Genomic DNA, 21,716 nt, shown 5'->3' on the forward strand with positions numbered 1-21,716 from the left:
ACTCGTTCTATAGGTTGCTTACTTGAATTTTTCATCATTTTTCAACATTCCTTACATTTTCTTCATTCATTTGAAATCCTTTTTCTTTAGCAATCTCCATTACTCGGTCATACTGTGATAATTCTTGGACTGATTGAAGTAATACATCATTATCTTGTTGGATAATTGTTGTATTGGTTTTAATATCTTGTAATTGATGATTTTTATTAGATACAACCATTGTCGATAAAATTGTAATCGCCGCTAGAAAAGCTAAAAACATAATAGACGCAATCGCAAATGTGCCATAATTCGTCTTCACCTTAACTTGCGGAATAACTGCATCATTTGGAGGACTGATAATTTCAACATTCGGATGAGTTGTGGTATTTGCTTTAGTATTCGTAGTTAAATGATCAAAATATTCTTCTGCTAAAGCCATACAATCCCCCCTCTCTTATCAACTACTTAACTTGGTTTTATTTTGTAATACGTTCGATGACTCTTAATTTTGCGCTTTGAGCACGAGAATTTTGCTCTAACTCTTCTTTCGAAGGTAAAATTGGCTTTCTATTCACTAACTTAAATGGCGCTTTTTCTTCTTCCGATGGTAAAATCGGTAAATTTAATAATGGCGCTTCGACTGTCGAAGCTTGCTTGAACATGGTCTTAACAATACGGTCTTCTAATGAATGGAATGAAATCACACTCACACGTCCACCGACTTTTGTTAATGCTAAGGCTTGCTCTAATGAATCTTCTACAGCAGCTAATTCATCGTTAACAGCAATACGTACCGCTTGGAAGACACGCTTAGCAGGATGTCCACCTTTTCGACGAGCTGGCGCTGGAATTGAGTCTTTAATAATCTCAACTAATTCATCTGTAGTCTCGATTCTTTTCTCTTGACGAATACGTTCAATTCGACGTGCAATTTGTTTTGAGAACTTTTCTTCACCATAACGGAAGAAAATACGAACCAAGTCTTCATATGACCATTCATTAATAATTGTTTCAGCTGTTAATTCAGCCGTTTGATCCATACGCATATCTAGCTTAGCTGCTTTGTGGTAACTAAAGCCACGCTCAATCTGATCCAATTGTGGTGATGATACGCCTAAGTCATATAGGATACCATCCACTTCATAGATACCTAATTTATTTAATTCTTCTTTTATATGACGGAAATTCGAATGGATAAAAGTAACCTTACCCGCTTCTAATTCCTCTTTTAAAAACTCACTAGCATGGTCAATTGCTTGTTGATCTTGGTCAAAGCAATATAAATGCCCTTTATCTGATAATTGACTTAATAAATACTTACTATGACCTGCACCACCTAAAGTACAATCAACGTAAATACCGTCTGGTTTAATATCTAAATAATCTACTGTTTCATTTAATAATACTGTTATATGTTTAAACATTCTCTTCTCCTATTGATCTAAAAACCGAAATCAATCATGTTCTCAGCTAAATCTTCAAAATTCTCTTCTACTTCTTCAGCGAAACTTAGCCAACGCTCTTCGCTCCATATCTCAATGCGGTCAGAAACACCAATAATACGGCAATTCTTCTCTAAGTCGGCATGAGTTCGTAATGTTTGCGGAATATTAATTCTACCTTGTTTATCAAATTCCACTTCTGTTGCAGCAGAATAGAAAAATCTTGTAAATGCACGCGATTCTTTCTTAGATTGTGGTAACTGCTTCAACTTATCTTGCAGTTGTCGCCATTGATCTTGTGGATATCCATAAAGACAGCCATCTAAACCACGTGTAATAATAAAGGAAAAACCTAAATCCTCACGAAATTTAGCAGGAACAATCATACGTCCCTTGGCATCAATCGCGTGTGAATATTCACCAATCAACATATACAGTCCCCCCAATCTTCACTACTTAACCATATTCTACCACATCCCCCCACTTTTCACCACTTTTTATTGAAAATTTAATATTTTTTCATAAACACACTACTAATACACAATATATAGACAGTTCATTTTTATAAAATACATGATATTGTACTATATCCTATATTGAAAGGTGGGGCATGTTTTCTTATAACTAAACTATCCATCAGACAATCAGCTGTTTTTGTAAAAAAAAATCTTATTCTAACTCGATAGATAGCTTCCAAACGTTTTTTCGTTATAAAAAAGACGGCCACTGTACAACACAGTAACCGCCGAAAATTCGTTTTTAAAACGATAAAATTAAATAAAAATGCGTGCCACTTCCAATCCTACTCCCACCAAAACTAATAATAAATAGCTCAGTGAAAAGAAACGATGAACAAACACCCATGGATTAAAATCTTTCTGACGTAATAATAATACTAATAAACTAGTTAAGGAAACAACGAATAATATATAGGGAAAAACTGATACATTCAATACTATTCGACTAGTCGTTAAGACCCATACTAATGTTAAAGGTAATAATAATTCACGCCTTGTAATATAACTATCTTCGGAATAATATAATCGCTTACCGACTACTAACTTCAATGCTATATAACAACCAATTAACGCCAAGATTAAACTAAGCTCATAAAAAATACTAATCATCAAACCTTCCCACCTTTTACCTATACTTGAGTTATCTCCATTACACAGTATACCTTACTTTAGACAAAAAACCTATACCAATTCGCACGCTAACTTAAATTGGTATAAGTTTTGTGAATTTATGTGATGATAATCGGAATTCTTTTAATATTTTGTTCTAAAATTTTAGCCGAATCCGCCAAACGATAGACTTGATCTATTTGATATTGCTTTTTAAAGATATCTTTTGTACTAGCATAATTCGTAATAAATGGCACAGCGCTTGATTTCTTTAATGCTTTTAAGTATTCACGACCATTTGATGAAAAGCCTAACACTTGAATCGCTTGATTACCTTCCGAAAAATAGCGCTCCACTTCTTCTTTTGTAATACCTAATAAACAATATATCAATAATCTTTGTAAACGAGTCTGCGTCCAACGCTTATTCTTAACCACTGCCAAAAAGTCAGCAAATGAAGTAGCGCTACTAGCAAACTTTTTCAAACGAACTTCAATTCCTTCATTCATTTGATAAATCTGACGCAATTCTTCTTCACTCCAAGTCACCAAGCGGTATTGTAATAAAGACCAATAGGATTCCCACGACACAATAGCCTGTTTATCCAAAAATTCAGTTAATTCTTCCTTAGATAAAGCTAATTGTTTAGCTAAAAAACTATCATCTACATGCAATTGACTACTAGATTGACACAACACTTGCCGAATCGCCGTACCACTAGCAAATTGCTGTAGATAAGCCTCTTCATCATTATGATTAGCTCCCACACGCTTAATTGGAAAAATCTCCATCTTAGGTTTCTCCTTATGAATCGCTTTTAAATAAGAAAAACCTAATTGCTGATTGGGATTTTTTAGAATTTCTTGCAATGCACAAGCTTTTGGATATTGCCTAGCTACCAGTTCTGCTATTTGTCTAGGATAAGATAGATGCTTTAAGTCTTTTGCTTCTTTTAAACTTTGATGCAGTTTATCTTCAATTGAACACCACTGCTCAAAAGCTCTAGTAAACTCTTTACGACCAGCTTCCTCACTACCAAATGACAACGCAAAACATCCAGCATCCGCCAATAAACAAACACCCGCTTTGGCAAAATAATCACTCGACTGAACACAAGCAATGGTTGGAACTTCTAAAATAATATCCGCTCCCTGCTTCAAAGCCATCTTCGCTCTTGTCCACTTATCAAAAATCGCCGGTTCACCTCTTTGAACAAAATTACCACTCATCGCAACAATAATGACGTCCGCACCACTCTCACGCTTAGCACATTCAAGTTGATACTGATGCCCTTGATGAAAAGGATTATATTCAGCAATAATACCACAAGCTCTCATCATCAATCACCTCAATTATTTACGACAAACAAAGAACCAACGTGACGCATCAGCCGTAACAGGTCCTTCACCAAAGTTTTCTTGTACATCAATAAAATCAAATCCAACCGCTTTTAATTCACGTAAATAATCATCCATTGGGAATGTACGCTCAACGTGAACTTCTTCAAAACGATTAAACTTACCATCTTCATCTTCTATAAACATTTGTACCACATGCTCAACCGAACCAGGCCATTCATATTCGTAACTTTGCCATAAAAACGCTAAATCATCGACTGTATAATTATATTGATAACCAGGGAACACTTCCGTCATTTGATGCCATGAATGTACATCGAATAAGAATAAGCCGCCCTCTTCCAAGCAATCATATACCGTCTTAAAAACTTGTTTCGTTTGATTAAAATCTGTTAAATAACATAAAGAATCCGAATATAATGTCACCATATCACACTTATTCAAGCTAGATAAATCACACATATCGCCTTGTAGCCATTCTAATGTACCAGAAGTTGATTTATTTTTAGATTTTTTCTTAGAAGAGCCTTGTGCTTCACTTGCTGAACTAGCTAAGTTCCAATCATCTAACGCTTTAAATCCTTCCGCTAAATCTACACCATCTTCCCCTTTTAAAATCTCTAATAATTCCCAGTCTTCTAATTCCTCTAAAGAATCAATCATTGCTTTTTCACGAGCAACTGCTAACATATCCTCAGATAAATCTAATCCCACAACATTAAAACCATCCTTGGCTAACATTCTTGCGATGGCACCAGTACCGCACGCTAGCTCTAAACAGTTATTAATTGGACGTTTTGCATATGAATCAATATTCTTTTTAGTAAAAGATAACCAGTCCGCATACACAGACTGGTCCATAACTTCATCATATACTTCCGCAAATTTTTTGAAAGTCATAAGATTTTACCCTACGCTTCTGTTGCTACATTTACGATTGGTGCATCGCGCCATAATTTTTCTAAATTGTAAAATTCACGTTCGCCTGGAGCAAAGACATGAACAATCACATCAATTAAGTCCATTAGCATCCATTTACCGCCATCTTTACCTTCAATTGCTTTAACAGTAAATCCTGCTTCCCAAACTTTATCTTCAATTTCATCAACGATTGCTTTTACTTGCTTCTCGTTTTTACCACTCATTACCACAAAATAGTCTGCCACAGATGTTAAACCATTTACATCTAAAGCGACAACTTCTTGTGCAATTTTATCTTCAGCCGCAGCTAAAACAACTTCTAATAATTCTTTATTTTGATTAGTCATTTATTTTCCTCTTTTCTATTTATCTGCTTTATGCGCTACTAATTCATTATATACTTCAATTGCTTCTATAAAAATATCCGCTTCAATATCAATTAAATAATGTAATGTATGCTTCATCATAAAGCATACTCCTTCAAATAAGTCTTGATTCACAATTCTTCTAGCTTCTTCAACACCCGGATAGTCACGACCATCCTCAGTAGCATCCGCCATAAAAATAATTTGCGATAAGGTACTCATTTCTTTCCCACCAATTGTATGCTGATAGACAGCTAGTTGAATCTCTTGGTCAGTAATGCCAAATTCTTCATCAAGTAATTTTGAAGCAACTGGTCCATGTAAGATATTCGAGTTTTGTTGGTGATATGACGCTGGAAGTCGATACAAGACTGCTAAGCGTTGTAACTCTTCTACTGGTATATCTTTAGCATAATCATGAACAAGTGCCGCTAATGCCGCTTTCGTCTCTGATACGCCATATTTTTTAGCTAATTGAATTGCTTTTTGTTCGACTCTTAATGTGTGCTCGAAGCGACTTTTACGCATGTTGGCGCTAATTTTCGCTAATAATTCTTCTCTTGCTAGTAAACAGTATGGTGTAAAGTCATTAATCATGTTGATATAGCCCTCTTTCTAGTATAAATTCTTCTACTGATGTTGGAACCAAATAACGAATGCTTTGTTTATCTTTAATACTATTACGAATCATTGTTGAACTGATATCTATCATTGGACTATCAATCCATTCTACGGGATAACTTGATTCAACCTGATATCCTACTCTTTTAACTGCTACAAAAGTTATTAAATCGAGTAATTCATCAATACGATACCACTTCGGCAAATACTCAACCATATCGCCTCCAATAATAAAGTAAAATTCCTTATTCGGATATCGTTCAACTAATAATTGCATTGTATCAAAAGTATAGCTTTTCCCCAGACGTTCTAATTCAATTAATTCCAATCCAAACCCCTCATTACCTGCAATTGCACGCTCTAACATTGCTACTCGTAACTCAGCATCAATGGTCTTTTTCGTATCAATATGAGGTGGTTGGTTACTAGGCATTAATAAAACTTTATCTAAACCTAGTTGACTTTTTGCTTGTTCAGCCATAATTAAATGCCCAATATGCACCGGGTTAAAACTCCCCCCTAAAATCCCAACTCTTTCTTTTGAATTATCACCGACTGATTCTTGTATCATTTTGAATTACCCTCTTTTTGAAAATGCTTTTTCAAAACGTGTTGATAATTCTCTATTTTTTTCTTTTACAGCTTGTTTATATAACACTACTGTATGACCAATTGTTTGAACAACTGTCGCTCCAGTCGCTTTTTCTAATAAAGCTGCTACTTCTGAAGTTTCTTCATCAGTATTTTGTAATAAACCAACTTTAATTAACTCGCGCTTTTCAACAGCTGCTTTAATTTGGAACATCATTTCATCACTTAAGCCACCTTTACCGATTTGGAAAATTGGTTTTAAGCCATGTGCTTCTTTTTTTAAGAATTGTTTTTGTTTACCTGTAAATGTCATATTAATTATTTTCCCCCTATATTAAATTACTGAATCACGAATCATTACATTAACTTGTTTGGGACGCCATACTTCAACCACACCTGGCTTATGGACAGTTACCCAACCTAATCCAGCAATCACAATATCACTCTTACGTTTCACAGTGAAGCGTGTCTTAACTAATTCTGGATAGTCTGCTGCTGATTCTTTTGATGGCGGTGTTAAGATGCCACCTTTATGTTTTGCATAAAATTCTGTTGCTTTTTCACGTTTTGTACGGTGTAAGTCAATCTTTTGTGGAGTATAGAATGTTAATGAATTCTTTTCACCTTCGACATAATCCACACGTGCCACACCACCAATAAAGATTGTTTGTTCCGCATTTAATTGGAATGTTTTTGGTTGTAATTCCTTTTGCGGTAAGACAGCATTCACATCTTTATCTGATAAATAGTGAGCGATTTGTTGACGGTGAATAATCCCTGGCGTATCAATTAAACTACTATGCTCATCAAATGGAATATGAATCTGACCTAATGTTGTACCTGGGAATTGAGAAGTTGTAATAACCTCTTTATCGCCACCGATACTTTGGATTAACTTATTAATTAAGGTTGATTTACCAACATTTGTAACACCAACGACATAGGCATCTTTACCTTTACGGTGTTTGTTGATGGCATTTAATAATTGGTCAATATTAACACGTTTATTACCACTTGTTAAAATTGTGCCAACTGGTTTGATACCATATTCTTTTGCTTGATTTTCGATCCAGTTCTTAATCTTGTTACGGTTTACTACTTTTGGATATAAATCCACTTTATTGGCTACGAATAATACCGGATTATCCCCAACAAAACGTTTTAATCCTGAAATCATACTGCCATATAAATCAAAGACATCAATAACAAAAACTACTAAAGCGTCCTTATCTGCAATCCCTGATAACATTCTTAAAAAATCATCATCTGTTAATGAGGCTGGATGCAATTCATTATAGTGGCGTAATTTAAAGCAACGTTGACAGTATACATCTTCATTATTGTCTAATGATTTTTGTAGTGCTTTCTTCGGTGTATAACCAATCTCTTTTGGTTCTTCTGTTTGGATGTCTACACCACACCCGATACAGGCATATTGATGCTCATGTACTTGTTCATTATTCATTCCTTCAGTCATTAGACTTTACCTCCCATAACATTGCTAAATTCTTACCATATAATGCTTTTAAAATCATTTTTTCAAACACACGATTAATCCGTGTTCCAAGTCCATCATTTTTATCTAAAGGCTTCACCAAAATGGTCTTCAAACCAAATGTTGTTCCTCCTAAAACATCCGTCATTAATTGATCGCCCATCATGACAATTTGCTCTTTAGGACACTTCACTACTGACATTGCCTGTTCTAACCCTTTATGAAATGGCTTTAAGGCTGGATATACAAAAGGTACCTCCACTTGCTTGGCAACTTTTTCAATACGGCTACTCTTATTATTAGACACTAATACAACTTGGATTCCTGCTTCTTTCATTTCATTAATCCATTTTGTTAACTCTTGCGTTGCATTCGGATTTTTAGGTGAAATTAATGTATTATCTAAATCCGTAAAAATTGTTTTAATATTGTGTTTAACAAAAAAACTAACAGGAATATCTGAAAAACGTTCCTTTAACCATGTTGGTGTAAATAGTTTTAACATTTTTTAAATCTTTCTCCTTTTTTCGTTCAATACGATGAAAGAACCATAGCATTTACAAAGACATGCAAAAGCTATGGTTCTGTCAAATTATGATTAGTCTTGTAAAATTTCAAAAATTTCGATTGCTACCAAATCAATATCATCAAAACGGAATGTTTGTTTAGCTTCTAAATCTTCTAATTCAAAACTATCCTGTTCTTGATTAAATGTTACAACACATCTTTCAACGCCATTTTTTTCAAAACGACGAATCTCGATATCTGTGTTTTGATCTGCCATTGTTTGTAATCGTTGTACAATTGCTACTAATTGTGAAGGTTTCATAAATTTACCCCTTTCAAACTTTCTCTATTTATTTTAACACAAAATTCCTTGTGAGACCTATATAACATACCAAATATTTTAATTTTTTTCACTAAAAACCTTAAATATTTTCTAGATTGTTGAATATAAGCGCATTAATGCTTGAGTTCCATCGTTTTGATAGCCCTCATCACACAAATCTTGGTATAATTTTCGTGCTAATTTTGTGCATGGTAAGTCCAAATTCATCTTTTCAGCTTCATCCAAAGCAATCGACAAATCTTTTAAAAAGTGTTTCACGAAAAATCCTGGCGAATAATCACCTTTTAAAATTCTTGGACCATAATTTTCTAGCGACCAATTCCCAGCGCTTCCGCCACCAACTGTCTCTAATACATCCGATAAATTCAAGCCACTTTTGTCAGCATAGGCTAACATTTCTACTAAGCCAGTCATTGTACCGGCAATCATAATCTGATTAGCCATCTTGGTATGTTGACCTGAACCTGTTGTACCTTGTAATTTAATGGTTTTAGAAAAAGTCTCAAAAATCGGTAGTGCTTTTTGGAAAACTTCTTTGTCGCCACCAGCCATCGTTGATAGTGTACCACGTTTTGCCCCTAAATCGCCACCAGAAACTGGCGCATCGAGAGCAAAACATGAATTTTCTTTGGCCGTCTGATAAATTTCTTTGGCTAAAGTTGGCGTACTAGTCGTCAAATCGATTAAAATGGTATCCGGTTTAACACTTGAAAAAATTCCTGCTTCACCATAATAGACTTCTCTCACATCACTAGGATACCCAACAATTGTCAAAATTACTTCTGCATGTTGGGCTACCTCTGCTGGTGTATTACACCAAGTAGCGCCTGCTTTGATTAATTCTAAAGCTTTTTCTTTCGTACGGTTATAGACAAATAATGGATAACCTGCTTTTAAGATATGTGTTGCCATAGCTTTTCCCATGACACCTGTACCAATGAATCCCACTTTAGTCATGAATCTCATCCTTTATCTTTTCAATTGATTTTAAGATATATTTCGGTGTTAATTTATTTTGCTCATGCTGTAAATGCCAATTATATCCAGCGATTGCAGAATTGTATAAGTCTAATACTCGATCCGCAAAGGTTGCCACTGATATTTCTGAAATTAATGAGGCACGTAATTGTTCCGCTAATTCGGTATCAATCGTATAATTCATATATTCTAAAATTGTTGACGCAAGCTCTTCATCTGAGTGGCATAACACCCCCAAGCAAGTATCTGTTAATAAACCGTTTAAGTAATCATTGTATTTAGCGATTACTGGCACACGATTCACTAATGCTTCTAAATAGGTTAAGCCTTGACTTTCAGATTCTGAAGCATTGACGTATAAATCAGCCATTTGATAATAGCGGTAAACTTGTTTTGGATCGATTTCACCAGTAAATTGAATATAATCTTCTAAATTTAAATCCCTTGTCTGTTGTTCTAAGACTTTTCGCTCAGGTCCATCCCCGACAATACATAGACGCACATTATCATTAGTTGCAATAATTTCTGGCATTGCTGCTATTACTGCGGCAATATTCTTCTCCTGTGACACTCGACTTAATGATAATAACACAAATTCATCCTTTGTATAACCTAATTCATAGCGTAATTGTTGTGCTCCTGAAATATCTTGTTCTGGAATCTCAACACCGGTTGGAATAACACGTATCTCTTGTAAAACGCCATAACGCAACAGGGTATCCTTTGTCATTTGACTAGGTGCAATGACTCCACTTGTTTGATTACAAAATGATTTTGAAATGTAAGCGACATGAGCCGGCTTCAAAACTTTACCATTCGCAATATAATGTAAATACTTTTCATACATGGTGTGATATGTATGTACTGTTGGAATTTTTAGCATATTTGCTACCACACGCCCTAATAAACCTAATCCAAATTCTGTCTGCGTGTGAATAATATCTAAATTATGTTCCTTTGCAGCTTTATATGCTTTTCCCCATCCATTAACGGCAATTCTTCTCTCTTTAAAAGAAAAAAGTGGAATACTTCCTAAGCGAACGATATTATGCTCTAAAGCTGTAGCCTTAGGATCTGTCGTTGTAAAAATAATCACCTTATGACCTCGACGTTCTAATTCTTCTTTTAATACACGAATTGATGTCGATACGCCACTAACTTGTGGGAAATAGGTATCTGTAAAAATACCGATATTCATTTTACTCCCCCTCTATATACATCTAATTAACTCTATAACATTACTATTATAATTGAGGTAGGTATAAATGTCACTAGATAGAGAAGATATTTATACGCTTTTTATATAATTCAGACATATTTAGCGAAAGAGAGCCGACAAAATAGCTGTCGACTCTCGATAAATGATTTATTTCATTATTTTTTGCGTTTAGCTAGACACACTGCGCCAATTCCTGTCATTAGAATACCAATAGTTGCAAATTCTAGTAACGTTTGTGCACTAGTTTGTGGTAAACGCATGTAAGACATTGATGAGCTTTTTAACGGTGTGACGTTATTGACTGGTTTGCTAGTGTTATTTTGATTATTGTTTGAGTTATGATTATCAGTTTGTGGACTATCGACTGGTTGGTTAGGTTTAGTTGGGTCTGTGCTATCGTCTCCATTATCTGGATTGATTGGTTTGTCTGGATCTGTGCTATCGCCTCCATTATCTGGATTGATTGGTTTGTCGGAATCTGTGCTATCGCCTCCATTATCTGGATTGATTGGTTTGTCTGGTTTTGTGCCATCACCATTATCTGGGTCGACTGGTTTGTCTGGATCTGGAGAATTTGGATCTAATACGTGAACTTCTACTTTAACCAAATCGCAACTACCATCTGCATAGTTAACTTCTACTTGAATGGGGTCTTTATCACCATGAGTTGAGGTATCTGGAATATTAGTAATTGCTCCGATTGTTGCTTTAACGTCTTCTGGTAATGTTACGTGTTCTTTTACCATGTCTTTTGTGATTTCTGTTCCTACAGTTACTTCAATCTCTTCTGTTGTAGGTTCATAAACTTCATTATCAGGGATATCTGTTACACATAATGGAACTTCGACTGTATCAATTGTACCATCTGGATAAGTTACTTCGACGATTAACGGATCTTTGTCGCCTGGTGTCATTGTATCGCGTGAACCGGTGATTTTAGTGATTGTTGCTTCAATGTCTTCTGGTAATGTTACATGTTCTTTTACCATCTCATCTAAAATATTCATGCCTTGTGGGACTACTATTTTTGTGGCTGTTGGAGTGTATTTATCGGCATCTGTTGGAGTTATTGGTTTTTCTGTGACATGGACTGGGACTTCAACGATATCTGTACTACCGTCTTGATAAATGATGGTTACTTTGATTGGTGCTTTATCACCTGCTATGTCGGTTGGAGGGGTGGTGCCATATTTGACTTCTTTAATTGGGGCATCTGCTGGAATAGTGATGTGCTCTTTAATCATGTCTGGAGTAATTTTCTCTCCAACTATTACTTCTATTTTTGTGGCTGTTGGAGTGTATTTATCGGCATCTGTTTTTCGAACCTTAATTATAACGTCAATATCATCATCTGAGCCATCTGCATAAGTGACCTCTACTTCAACTTTAAACTCAGCACCTACAATTAGTTGTTCAGGTGTTGGGATTTTGTTTTTGTTATCTATTTTTTTCGTTAATTTTTCTGGATGGGGATAACGTGGAACACTTACTTGGTTTAAAATCATTTCTTCGGTAATGGTTGCTCCTGGTGATACCCATAAAGTTTTTGCTACTGGTTCATATTTATCGTCATCATCTTTTTTATCGATTGTTGTTGGGGTGTTTTCTGTGATTGTTTTTTCTGGTGTTGTTTCTGCGGAATTTGTTTCTGCAACTGGGATTTCCATTGTTGGTAAGGTTGGAGTTTCTGGAGTTGTTGTTACTTCTGGAGTTGTTGGTGGTGAGTCTAGTGTTTCTTCTTGTGTTTTTGGGGTATTTCCTTGATTAATTGCCAAATTAGGTGCTTCTACTAAAAAACTATTTTCTAAAGGAGTGGATGAATCCAACTCGCTTGCTAGTACAGCTGTTGGGAGCATTACCCCTGACATGATTGTACCAATTAAGACTGAACCTACACCTACTTTGAACTTTTTGATGGTGAATTTTTGCTTTGTTTCACGCATGTTTTTTCTTTGCATTGCATTTTCCTTCTTTCTTTAGTTTTTTGATTTGAGCTCATTATAAACTCATAATCAGCAAAAAGTAAATATAGAGTACCTTTCACAAAGTATTCGAAAAAATATTGATACAAATGGGTTTTCAGCCTATTTTGCAATGTTTTACATAAAAGATTCGGTTTATTGTGATAAATTAGATTTTTTTCATAAAAAAAGAAATCATGAAGTAATTTGCTATTCTCTTTCTCTTTATATTATTGTTAATTGTCATAATTGATTATTTTTCGCAACAAAAAAAGACCTCTTCCCTTATGTATGGAAAAAGCCTCAGTATTTACTACTTTATATACTTCTTGAAACGCCCGTGATTAAAGCCGCAATCATTCTACTTTATTCTATAAATTCTTTGATATCTTCAACACTTAAACTAGAATCACAAATAACTTTTACTTGACCATTTTTTACAACGATTAAAGCTGGAACAGTTGGGATATTATGAGCTTTACGAAATGCTTGAATATTCTCTAAGTCACTTGCTTCACGTGATGGAACAAAATAAGCTTTTTGCCCTTCGACTGCTTCTTTAAATTTTGGCGCAAATTTTTGACAGAATGGACATCCACTAAATCCCATAAACGCCACCATATTCCCTTTAGTATTAATTGTTTCTGTAATTGTCGCAATAGTTATGGTTGTTAAACTTGCAACAGCTTCTGAAAAAGTCATCTTTCGTACATCCCCTTTTGATTTTTTATCTGTTTCTTTTATTAATTCACGATATTTTTTTCTTAAATATACCGAACGTCCAATAAAACCTACTAAAACACCAAAAATTAAGCCACCTAAGATATTATCGATTGCTAAACCAATTAAAGCCCCTACGATAATACCCACCATCATAATAACATTCAATGTGGTTAATTCACGAATTTTATCTCTATTTTGATTCATATATCCCCCAATTATGCCTTAAATTTTTCTTTATGTGCTGGTTGAAAGAAGATATTTCTAAAAATGAAATAATACAATCCAATTAACATATACATCACAGCCGCACATTGTAAATATCTATTCCCCATCATATTAGCCGTTACTAAATAAAATGCCCCACCTAATGAAAAAATAATGATATTAATACTATAAAAAATTAATTTCCAATATTCATGAGTCTCCCCTTTTAATAACATTCCTAAAGTAAAGCCAGCATCCGTTAAATATCCAGTAAAATGCGAAGTCCTCACTAATGTACCACGATAAAAGATAAACATACCATTTTGAGAACCAACAATAAATGCTAGTAACCATGTAATATATCTACCTAAATCAAAAAATGTACTAACTGAAAATAAAATAGCACCATAACACATTAATAATACCCCATAACGATGCTTTAAGCCGAATCTTTTATCAGAAAAAAACATACCACTCACAGCACTCCCAATAAAGAAACTCGCCAAAACCATCATACTAAAAAAGAACCCTCGCCAATTACCATGAAAGGCTTGGATAGAAGTCTTAGTAATCGTTCCCGTCACATGGGTTACCGGCGTCGCAAACGATACAATCGTCGCTACATTAATATATCCTGATACTAGACTCAACAAATAAATCCAGAGTGTTAACCATACTCGATGTTCTTTAATTGCCACTTTTTTTCTACTCAAACTCTCTTCCTATCTGCCTCACTTCTTACGGTTCAATCGGTACAAATCCACATGCCGTACCATTCAACTCACTAAGTTCAAAAATACAACGACCAGTTTTGGTAACCAAGCAAGGTACACCAACAAATCCCCATTTTTTACGTTCCTCAAATTCTTGGCGTTCATCTCGCAAACGCAAAAATTCTTTCAAATTCGCCATGCTCGCAGTAATATCAACTTTTTCATATTCCAAATCTAGCTTATCTAACTCGGCTACAAAAGGTGTTGTATCTGGGCACAGACTACTATAATACAAAATATGCTTACTCATGATGACAGTCCTTTCCTCTTTAATTGTTGTAATGCTTGTCGTGCTAAATGGTCACTCCCTTTATTATTGCCATCAGGAACCCACTCACACTCAAAAAAACTACATTCTTCTATTAACTCTAAAATATCTTGCAAAATTATACGATATTCATTACGTTTTACATACTTTTTTCGAATCGCATCAACTGCAAGTTTAGAATCTGAATATAGAAAAATCATGTCATTTATTTTATGCTCTTTTTTCAAATATTGCAAGGAAAAACGAATCGCCCACAACTCAGCAAAGTGATTATCACAAAGAACATCAATTTCTGCTGTTAGTTGTTCTTGTTGTCCCTGTGTTACTATACACACTCCCACAGCCGCCAAGCCTGGATTCCCGGCTACGGCCGCATCTGTATATACTCTTATCATTATTTTTTAATAACCGTAACATTCGTCGCTTGAAGTCCACGAACACCCTCAGCTACATCATACGTTACCTGTTGATTGTCTTCTAATGTTTTAAATCCTTCACTATTAATTCCAGTAAAATGAACAAACACTTCTTCATTTGTACCATCTTCTACTAAAAATCCATAGCCTTTTTCATTATTAAACCACTTTACAGTTCCTGTTTTCATGACGATTCCCCCTTAGTGTGTTTCTTTCAGTAATTTCGGCAATCTCTCTAATACTTCATCATCTGATGATGCTAAAAAAAGATTCGCCTCTAGCGCAACAAGTGTTAATTCTAGCCACTCTTCAATTGAATCAATATGCTCATCAATAAAGGGATACAAACTTAATAAATCAGAATAAAAGTATTGTACCAACATCTCTGTTAATGATGCATCCTTATCCTCCATTAAAGCACGAATCTTACCTTCGCCTTCTAACCAAAATATATGTTGCTGTAATAAGTATAAAGCCTTTTCATAAATTTTTCTATCCTTACCGTGCCATTTTATTAAAATTGTTTCTTCCTCACTAAAAAGATACCAGTCTTGTAATAATTGGGTCTTCGCAATGCTTGGAATATGTTCGGCTTGCAACAGTAATGGTAAGATTAATTGACGCTTATCCCAACGTAAATTAAGACATCTCTGAACTAAATACATTGCTGCTTCTGGATTAATATCAACTTGTTGTTCCAAGTTATTTAATTGCTCCTTAATCGCTTGAACTATTTCAATTTCTTGCAAGCGTAATAAATTATCAGCTTGTTCTTTTATTAATTGATAGTCTGAATATTTTTCCCAATCAACTTCTTCTAGTAAATATAAATACTTTTTCTGGTTTAATAATGATTGGAAATAATATGGAACTAGTTCTTGATTCAAAGGATTCTCAAGCCAAATTTCACCTTGATTATCAACAAAATCTTCTATTTCTTCAAAATGAGCTAAGTCTAAACATACCTCAAAATATACACGCACTATCGTTGGATCAAGCTCTTCTTCTAACAAGTCTTTTAATAATGTGCATGCTTGTTCTTGATTGCCTTCTTCAAGTGATGCCCTAATTTCAACCATTAATTCCGTATTATTACTTGTCATATTCTACCACCTTACTCATCTATATAGAGAAAAAAGACTAAAACGAGTGTTCTAGTCTCTCAATTAATCTTCCACTACCTCTTTTATTTCTTCTGCTGATTCATCCTCAACTGTCATAAATTCAACAATATCTTTAAAATTAACAATTGTGCGATCTTCGCAAATATCTTTCATTACATCATTAGATCGTTCCCAATCAATTGCTACTACTGCACTATTCGTTAATAACTTTTCAATCTTACCGATCATCTCTTTTTCACGGAAAGTAAAACGAATGCAATCGCCAACATCTGGACGAATAGACTCTTTAATCTTTTCGATAATGGTAATTGCTTCTTCATAAGGAACTCCCAAAATATGTGCAATACGAGACTTGCTTGTTCCTTTACGTAATTCCGTTTCAACATTGGCCTTAATTTGTTTAGTGACTTTTAATGTCATATTATCGCCTCTTTTCTATGTGCTAGTCTTTAATCTACACCAGTACATTTACATTATACCATATAATAGGCAAAAAATCTTCACTAACCCTTTAGAGTCTCTGATTGAATAGTTTTATCGAATACAATGTGATAGACATCACTATTTTCTTTGAGTTCTAATGGATAATTCGTACGATAGATGCTATGTGTTGGGAATTGTTCTAGAAACATCACAAAACCTCCCGGATAGATATTCACCATTTTAGTAAAAACATTATCTTGATCAATAATGATGGTCTTGACTTCGCTAATATCTTTAACCCAAGGCGTATCCACTTCAAAATATTGTCCTGGTGAAATGTGGTATTCATACTTCAAAATTGTAATCATATCTTCTAACATATTAACCCCTCCAAAAATGTATTCGTTTACACTTTCATTATACAAAAGATTATAGTGTTGAGACAAATCATTGCTATTATTCATATGATTTAAGCACAAAACATTCACAATTCACTGATAAGTTATGTGAATTATTAGTTCATTTATTTCTTTTTTCGGAAATGAATATTTTTACTAAGCAAAAAAACAGACCGACAAGATGCCAGTCTGCTCTTTATTTCTTCATTTGAGTAATACCTCATTTTTCCTGATAAGAAGTTTGGTATTCCCTTTGTGGTATTCATCCCCTCAAGTGAGTTGTTACTATATTATGACTTTTTTGCAAATATTACCTGTTCATCTACTAATTGTGCTTCAATGGTATCCCCAGGCATTACATCACCTTTAATCATGACTTTAGCAAGTGGTGTTTCGACTTCACGTTGGATGTAACGTGCGATTGGACGAGCACCGTAGATTGGATTATAAGCATTATCGCCAATCCATTCTTTAACTTCATCTGATAATGTTAATGTAATTTCTTGTTCGGCTAAGCGTTCTGTTAATTGACGAGTCATCTTAGTAATGATACCTTTAATGTTTTCACGTGATAATGGTGTGAAGAAGATTGTTTCATCAATACGGTTTAAGAATTCTGGTTTGAATTGTTGTTTTAAGACAGATTCTACTAAGGCTTTTGTTTCCGGATTGATAGTGTCACCTTCATTATCTAATAGGTATTGTGAACCGATATTACTTGTCATAATTAAGACAGTATTCGTGAAGTCAACCACACGTCCTTTAGAGTCTGTTAAGCGTCCATCGTCTAATACTTGTAATAAGATATTGAATACGTCTGGGTGAGCTTTTTCGATTTCGTCTAATAGGACAATTGTGTATGGGCTTCTTCTTACAGCTTCTGTTAATTGGCCACCTTCTTCATAACCGACATATCCTGGAGGTGCTCCGACTAAACGAGACACAGCGAATTTTTCCATATATTCACTCATATCGATACGAACCATGTGACTTTCTGAATCGAATAAATCTTCAGCTAATGATTTGGCTAATTCTGTTTTACCGACACCTGTAGGACCTAAGAATAGGAATGATCCGATTGGGCGATTAGGATTTTGTAAGCCAGCACGTGAACGTAAGACTGCATCACTAACTTTTGCGACAGCTTCTTCTTGTCCGATAACACGTTGATGTAAGGTATCTTCTAAGTGTAATAATTTTTCACGTTCGCCTTCTACTAAGCGAGTCACAGGAATACCAGTTAAACGTCCAACTACACGAGCGATTTCTTCTTCGGTAACGGATTCTTGCACTAAACGTTCGGCAGTGCCTGCTTTTTCAGCTACTTTTTCTTCTAATTCACGTAATTCACGTTCTAAACTTGGGATTAACCCATGACGCAATTCGGCAGCCCGACCTAAGTTATAATCACTTTCGGCTTCTTCTAATTCGTGACGAGCTTTATCGATTTCTTCACGTTTGTTGCGGATTGAATTGGCTTCTTCTTTTTCGATTTCCCATTTCATTTTTAGAGAATTTGCTTCTTCACGTAATTCAGCTAATTCTTCTTGTAAAGTAGCTAGGCGTTTTTTAGAAGCGTCATCGTGTTCCATTTTTAAGGCTGCTTCTTCAATCTCTAATTGCATTAAACGACGAGTTACGGCATCTAATTCAGTTGGCATTGAGTTCATTTCTACTCTGATTGTTGCACAAGCTTCATCGACTAAATCAATTGCTTTGTCTGGTAAGAAACGATCAGTGATGTAGCGATTTGATAATGTTGCAGCGGCTACTAAGGCGGCATCGTGAATATTTACGCTGTGATGGATTTCAAAACGTTCTTTTAATCCACGTAAAATAGAAATTGTATCTTCAACACTAGGTTCTTGTACTAATACTTTTTGGAAACGACGCTCTAGGGCTTTATCTTTTTCCATATTTTCACGATATTCATCTAATGTAGTGGCACCAATACAGTGTAATTCACCACGCGCAAGCATTGGTTTTAATAAGTTCCCAGCATCCATTGAGCCTTCTGTTTTACCAGCACCAACAATTGTATGGATTTCATCGATGAAAAGAATGATTTCACCGTCTGCTTTAGTGACTTCTTTTAAGACACCTTTCAAACGTTCTTCGAATTCACCACGATATTTTGCACCAGCAATTAAAGCACCCATGTCTAATGAGAAAATTGTTTTTGATTTTAAGTTCTCTGGTACGTCTTTACGGACAATACGTTGTGCTAATCCTTCGATGATGGCTGTCTTACCAACACCAGGTTCCCCGATTAGGACGGGATTATTTTTTGTTTTACGAGATAGGATACGGATTACATCACGAATTTCTTCGTCACGTCCGATTACTGGGTCTTGTTTGCCTGATTTAACGGCTTCATTTAAGTTACGAGCATATTTTTTCAATGCTTCATATTGTTCTTCTTGATTTTGTGAAGTCACACGCTCTCCCCCTCTAAGTTCTTCAATTTTTTCTTTTAATACTTTTTCAGTGATGCCATATTCAATTAATAATTTAGCAATTGGATGATGTGGTAAATGCATTAAAGCTAGTAATACAACTTCCACAGCGACATATTCATCTTGGAACTCACTGCGAATCTTTTCTGCTTCAGCAAATACTTGATATAAGTTTGAAGTAATTGATTGGCCGTATTGTACATTACCACCCTCAACTACTGAAATACGATCTAATTCTTGGTCAACAATACGATCTAATGGTTCTAATGGTGCATTAACACCCTCATATAAATGTCTAGCAAAATGGTCTGGCTGTAAAAATACCTTCCATAAATGAGGAATGTCAATTTGTTGATGTTTTCTCACAACAGCGATTTGTTGTGCATCGGCTAGCGCTTGTTGCATTGTTGTAGTCATTTTTTCTATGTTCATATATATTCCCCCTTAACAAGATTTCCTTGTATGACCATATAATACACCTTTAGTCAGTAATGGTCAAACAATTTAATCTATTTTAGTCAAAAAAAGTCAAATATTTTTTAGAAAACGGTTCCACACCTCTATTATAAGGAAAATTAGGGATTTTGTTAAGGGCTGAATCGCTGTTTTAATCTATTTTTTAAAGATTTTATCGAAAAAGGTCAAAGAAATTTGCAAGCATCTGTAAAAAATATTGCCGAAACCTAACAAAAAATTTTGCGCATAATAAAGAAAGAAAAATTTCGCTGAAAAATCATTTGAATTGCACCTTGAATATTATATCTTCGCAACCCATACCTATATAAACGCAAAAAAAGACCGCACTAGGCGACCTTTTGAGATGGGACAGTCCATTTTTTTGTTGTTGTGACGGCTTTTTTGTGGTAAATTATACCCATAAAACAAATCAACTACTCTTGGTGCTAGTCTTTTACCATATGGAAAGGCTAATGCCAGGAGTTTTTGTTTATTAGGAATAGTAAACTGTATGTGATTTAGCATTTAACATATTTGGGGTATAAAAATTTGGCAAACAGTTTATTAGTATATTTGATGTAACATTTATATTTTGAATTTTATTAACTCTGCATAATTGATATATCTTTCGACATGAGCTATATCACATTAGCATTCTTCTAATATTTGTTGAGCTTTATGATACTTCTCTTTTCTCTTGATATCTTTTTTGGTCACTTTTTTTAATCTATTTAAGTTGGAATTCTGTTTTAAGTCTGATAATTTAACTGCTCTTGCTATAGGATTCGTTTTTATTGACTTCACATAATCTAAATAGTCTACCGTTTTATCATGTGTCATCAATAGTAAAGCTTCTTTCTGAACGGAATCTAAAAACCAAAAATCATCAACCGTATACAAATCGCTATCCTCTAAAACATCATGTAACAACGCAACGGTTTTAGTTCTAATACCTTTTACGCCTAACGCTACATTGATAGGATGCCAAAAATAAGCTTTTCCAGCCTTATCTTTTTGCCCTTTATGAGCCTTTAACATGATAAAGAATGCTTTAATTAAGTTGCGCATAGTATTCTTCCTCAGTTATATCTCTAGTCCAAATATCTCCGAATATTATTCTAGCGTAGAAATCATTGAACTCTTCTTTTCCGTTTTTTATAACATAAAACATCCCATCTTCACACTTAACATACCTATCATAATCTATACAATAATAATATTCTGTTTCCGTTAATGGTTTAGCCATATTGCTCAATCCTTTCTATCTTAAGTGAACTACACACTAAGCTAAAGCTTAGGCGCTTCTTGTTTCGTCCTCTCCTGCGTTTCCTAATCTAATTGATTATTCCTCCGTCTTACAAAAAGTCCACAAGCGTATAAGTTTGGGTAGTTCCTACCCTACTATAACCTATTTTTTATTATGCACTCATGAGGATTCTAAGTCCTTCGTTTTTTATATTCAGTGCAGCATTTATATCTCTATCTAACTCAAGACCACATTCACAACAATATGTTCTATCAGTTAGGTTGAGATGTTTTCTATTGCCACAATGGCTACAAATTTG

At 34.7% G+C, this 21,716-nt stretch carries 28 protein-coding genes; all 28 read right to left on the reverse strand.

Going from position 1 to position 21,716, the window contains the following annotated elements:
* Positions 1-34: 34 nt before the first annotated feature.
* A complete protein-coding gene (locus BMX09_RS01995) occupies positions 35-421 on the reverse strand; it encodes a hypothetical protein (protein WP_089746027.1) in 387 nt (128 codons plus the stop codon).
* 37 nt (positions 422-458) lie between these two features.
* Complete coding sequence (rsmH, locus tag BMX09_RS02000; protein ID WP_089746028.1) at positions 459-1,406, reverse strand: 16S rRNA (cytosine(1402)-N(4))-methyltransferase RsmH; 948 nt, start codon at positions 1,404-1,406, stop codon at positions 459-461.
* Between the two features lie 17 nt (positions 1,407-1,423).
* Positions 1,424-1,855 carry a division/cell wall cluster transcriptional repressor MraZ gene (mraZ, locus tag BMX09_RS02005; RefSeq protein WP_089746029.1) on the reverse strand — a complete coding sequence of 144 codons (432 nt, stop codon included), beginning with the start codon at positions 1,853-1,855 and terminating at the stop codon, positions 1,424-1,426.
* 342 nt (positions 1,856-2,197) lie between these two features.
* Entirely contained in the window at positions 2,198-2,551 is a 354-nt protein-coding gene (locus tag BMX09_RS02010; RefSeq protein ID WP_089746030.1) for a hypothetical protein, read from the reverse strand.
* A 119-nt stretch (positions 2,552-2,670) separates the two neighbouring features.
* A complete protein-coding gene (locus BMX09_RS02015; RefSeq protein ID WP_089746031.1) occupies positions 2,671-3,891 on the reverse strand; it encodes a nucleotidyltransferase in 1,221 nt (406 codons plus the stop codon).
* A gap of 12 nt (positions 3,892-3,903) precedes the next feature.
* Positions 3,904-4,809 carry a class I SAM-dependent DNA methyltransferase gene (locus BMX09_RS02020; protein WP_089746032.1) on the reverse strand — a complete coding sequence of 302 codons (906 nt, stop codon included), beginning with the start codon at positions 4,807-4,809 and terminating at the stop codon, positions 3,904-3,906.
* A gap of 11 nt (positions 4,810-4,820) precedes the next feature.
* Positions 4,821-5,177: a ribosome silencing factor gene (gene rsfS / locus BMX09_RS02025; protein ID WP_089746033.1), complete on the reverse strand. Its 357-nt coding sequence runs from the start codon at positions 5,175-5,177 to the stop codon at positions 4,821-4,823.
* A 15-nt stretch (positions 5,178-5,192) separates the two neighbouring features.
* Complete coding sequence (gene yqeK / locus BMX09_RS02030) at positions 5,193-5,792, reverse strand: bis(5'-nucleosyl)-tetraphosphatase (symmetrical) YqeK (protein ID WP_089746034.1); 600 nt, start codon at positions 5,790-5,792, stop codon at positions 5,193-5,195.
* Positions 5,785-6,387 carry a nicotinate-nucleotide adenylyltransferase gene (locus BMX09_RS02035; protein ID WP_089746035.1) on the reverse strand — a complete coding sequence of 201 codons (603 nt, stop codon included), beginning with the start codon at positions 6,385-6,387 and terminating at the stop codon, positions 5,785-5,787. The genes yqeK and BMX09_RS02035 overlap by 8 nt, the downstream gene beginning before the upstream one ends.
* Positions 6,388-6,393: 6 nt before the next feature.
* Entirely contained in the window at positions 6,394-6,720 is a 327-nt protein-coding gene (yhbY, locus tag BMX09_RS02040; protein WP_089746036.1) for a ribosome assembly RNA-binding protein YhbY, read from the reverse strand.
* Positions 6,721-6,741: 21 nt separating this feature from the next.
* Positions 6,742-7,884 carry a ribosome biogenesis GTPase YqeH gene (yqeH, locus tag BMX09_RS02045; protein WP_177159494.1) on the reverse strand — a complete coding sequence of 381 codons (1,143 nt, stop codon included), beginning with the start codon at positions 7,882-7,884 and terminating at the stop codon, positions 6,742-6,744.
* Complete coding sequence (locus BMX09_RS02050) at positions 7,877-8,407, reverse strand: YqeG family HAD IIIA-type phosphatase (protein WP_089746037.1); 531 nt, start codon at positions 8,405-8,407, stop codon at positions 7,877-7,879. Before BMX09_RS02050 ends, yqeH begins: the two co-directional genes overlap by 8 nt.
* A 93-nt stretch (positions 8,408-8,500) precedes the next feature.
* Positions 8,501-8,731: a YkuJ family protein gene (locus BMX09_RS02055; RefSeq protein WP_089746038.1), complete on the reverse strand. Its 231-nt coding sequence runs from the start codon at positions 8,729-8,731 to the stop codon at positions 8,501-8,503.
* Positions 8,732-8,842: 111 nt separating this feature from the next.
* The gene (locus BMX09_RS02060) at positions 8,843-9,709 is read right to left on the reverse strand and encodes an NAD(P)-dependent oxidoreductase (protein ID WP_089746039.1); all 867 of its coding nucleotides are present in this window, start codon (positions 9,707-9,709) and stop codon (positions 8,843-8,845) included.
* Positions 9,702-10,928, reverse strand: a complete 1,227-nt coding sequence (locus BMX09_RS02065) for a glycosyltransferase family 4 protein (RefSeq protein ID WP_089746040.1) — start codon at positions 10,926-10,928, stop codon at positions 9,702-9,704. The genes BMX09_RS02060 and BMX09_RS02065 overlap by 8 nt, the downstream gene beginning before the upstream one ends.
* Positions 10,929-11,104: 176 nt before the next feature.
* Complete coding sequence (locus BMX09_RS02070; protein ID WP_089746041.1) at positions 11,105-12,907, reverse strand: Rib/alpha-like domain-containing protein; 1,803 nt, start codon at positions 12,905-12,907, stop codon at positions 11,105-11,107.
* Positions 12,908-13,276: 369 nt separating this feature from the next.
* The gene (locus BMX09_RS10240; RefSeq protein ID WP_245711109.1) at positions 13,277-13,837 is read right to left on the reverse strand and encodes a thioredoxin domain-containing protein; all 561 of its coding nucleotides are present in this window, start codon (positions 13,835-13,837) and stop codon (positions 13,277-13,279) included.
* An 11-nt stretch (positions 13,838-13,848) separates the two neighbouring features.
* Entirely contained in the window at positions 13,849-14,550 is a 702-nt protein-coding gene (locus BMX09_RS02080) for a YoaK family protein (protein ID WP_089746042.1), read from the reverse strand.
* Between the two features lie 25 nt (positions 14,551-14,575).
* Positions 14,576-14,860 (reverse strand): glutaredoxin, encoded by a 285-nt coding sequence (locus BMX09_RS02085; RefSeq protein ID WP_089746043.1) that lies wholly within the window; start codon positions 14,858-14,860, stop codon positions 14,576-14,578.
* A complete protein-coding gene (locus tag BMX09_RS02090; protein ID WP_089746044.1) occupies positions 14,857-15,273 on the reverse strand; it encodes a ribonuclease HI family protein in 417 nt (138 codons plus the stop codon). Before BMX09_RS02090 ends, BMX09_RS02085 begins: the two co-directional genes overlap by 4 nt.
* Positions 15,273-15,482, reverse strand: a complete 210-nt coding sequence (locus tag BMX09_RS02095) for a cold-shock protein (RefSeq protein WP_089746045.1) — start codon at positions 15,480-15,482, stop codon at positions 15,273-15,275. The genes BMX09_RS02090 and BMX09_RS02095 overlap by 1 nt, the downstream gene beginning before the upstream one ends.
* A 12-nt stretch (positions 15,483-15,494) precedes the next feature.
* A complete protein-coding gene (locus tag BMX09_RS02100; RefSeq protein ID WP_089746046.1) occupies positions 15,495-16,397 on the reverse strand; it encodes a hypothetical protein in 903 nt (300 codons plus the stop codon).
* Positions 16,398-16,460: 63 nt separating this feature from the next.
* Positions 16,461-16,838, reverse strand: a complete 378-nt coding sequence (locus tag BMX09_RS02105) for a DUF2187 domain-containing protein (RefSeq protein WP_089746047.1) — start codon at positions 16,836-16,838, stop codon at positions 16,461-16,463.
* Between the two features lie 83 nt (positions 16,839-16,921).
* Positions 16,922-17,221 (reverse strand): hypothetical protein, encoded by a 300-nt coding sequence (locus tag BMX09_RS02110; protein WP_089746048.1) that lies wholly within the window; start codon positions 17,219-17,221, stop codon positions 16,922-16,924.
* Between the two features lie 308 nt (positions 17,222-17,529).
* Positions 17,530-20,127, reverse strand: a complete 2,598-nt coding sequence (gene clpB, locus BMX09_RS02115) for an ATP-dependent chaperone ClpB (RefSeq protein ID WP_089746049.1) — start codon at positions 20,125-20,127, stop codon at positions 17,530-17,532.
* A gap of 672 nt (positions 20,128-20,799) precedes the next feature.
* The gene (locus BMX09_RS02120; RefSeq protein WP_089746050.1) at positions 20,800-21,219 is read right to left on the reverse strand and encodes a GTP pyrophosphokinase; all 420 of its coding nucleotides are present in this window, start codon (positions 21,217-21,219) and stop codon (positions 20,800-20,802) included.
* Positions 21,203-21,397, reverse strand: coding sequence for a hypothetical protein (locus tag BMX09_RS02125; RefSeq protein ID WP_089746051.1), 195 nt, complete (start codon positions 21,395-21,397; stop codon positions 21,203-21,205). Before BMX09_RS02125 ends, BMX09_RS02120 begins: the two co-directional genes overlap by 17 nt.
* Positions 21,398-21,569: 172 nt before the next feature.
* Positions 21,570-21,713, reverse strand: a complete 144-nt coding sequence (locus tag BMX09_RS10425) for a zinc ribbon domain-containing protein (RefSeq protein ID WP_407645243.1) — start codon at positions 21,711-21,713, stop codon at positions 21,570-21,572.
* Between the last annotated feature and the right edge of the window lie 3 nt (positions 21,714-21,716).

Source organism: Granulicatella balaenopterae (genome assembly GCF_900111135.1).
Lineage (GTDB): Bacteria > Bacillota > Bacilli > Lactobacillales > Aerococcaceae > Granulicatella > Granulicatella balaenopterae.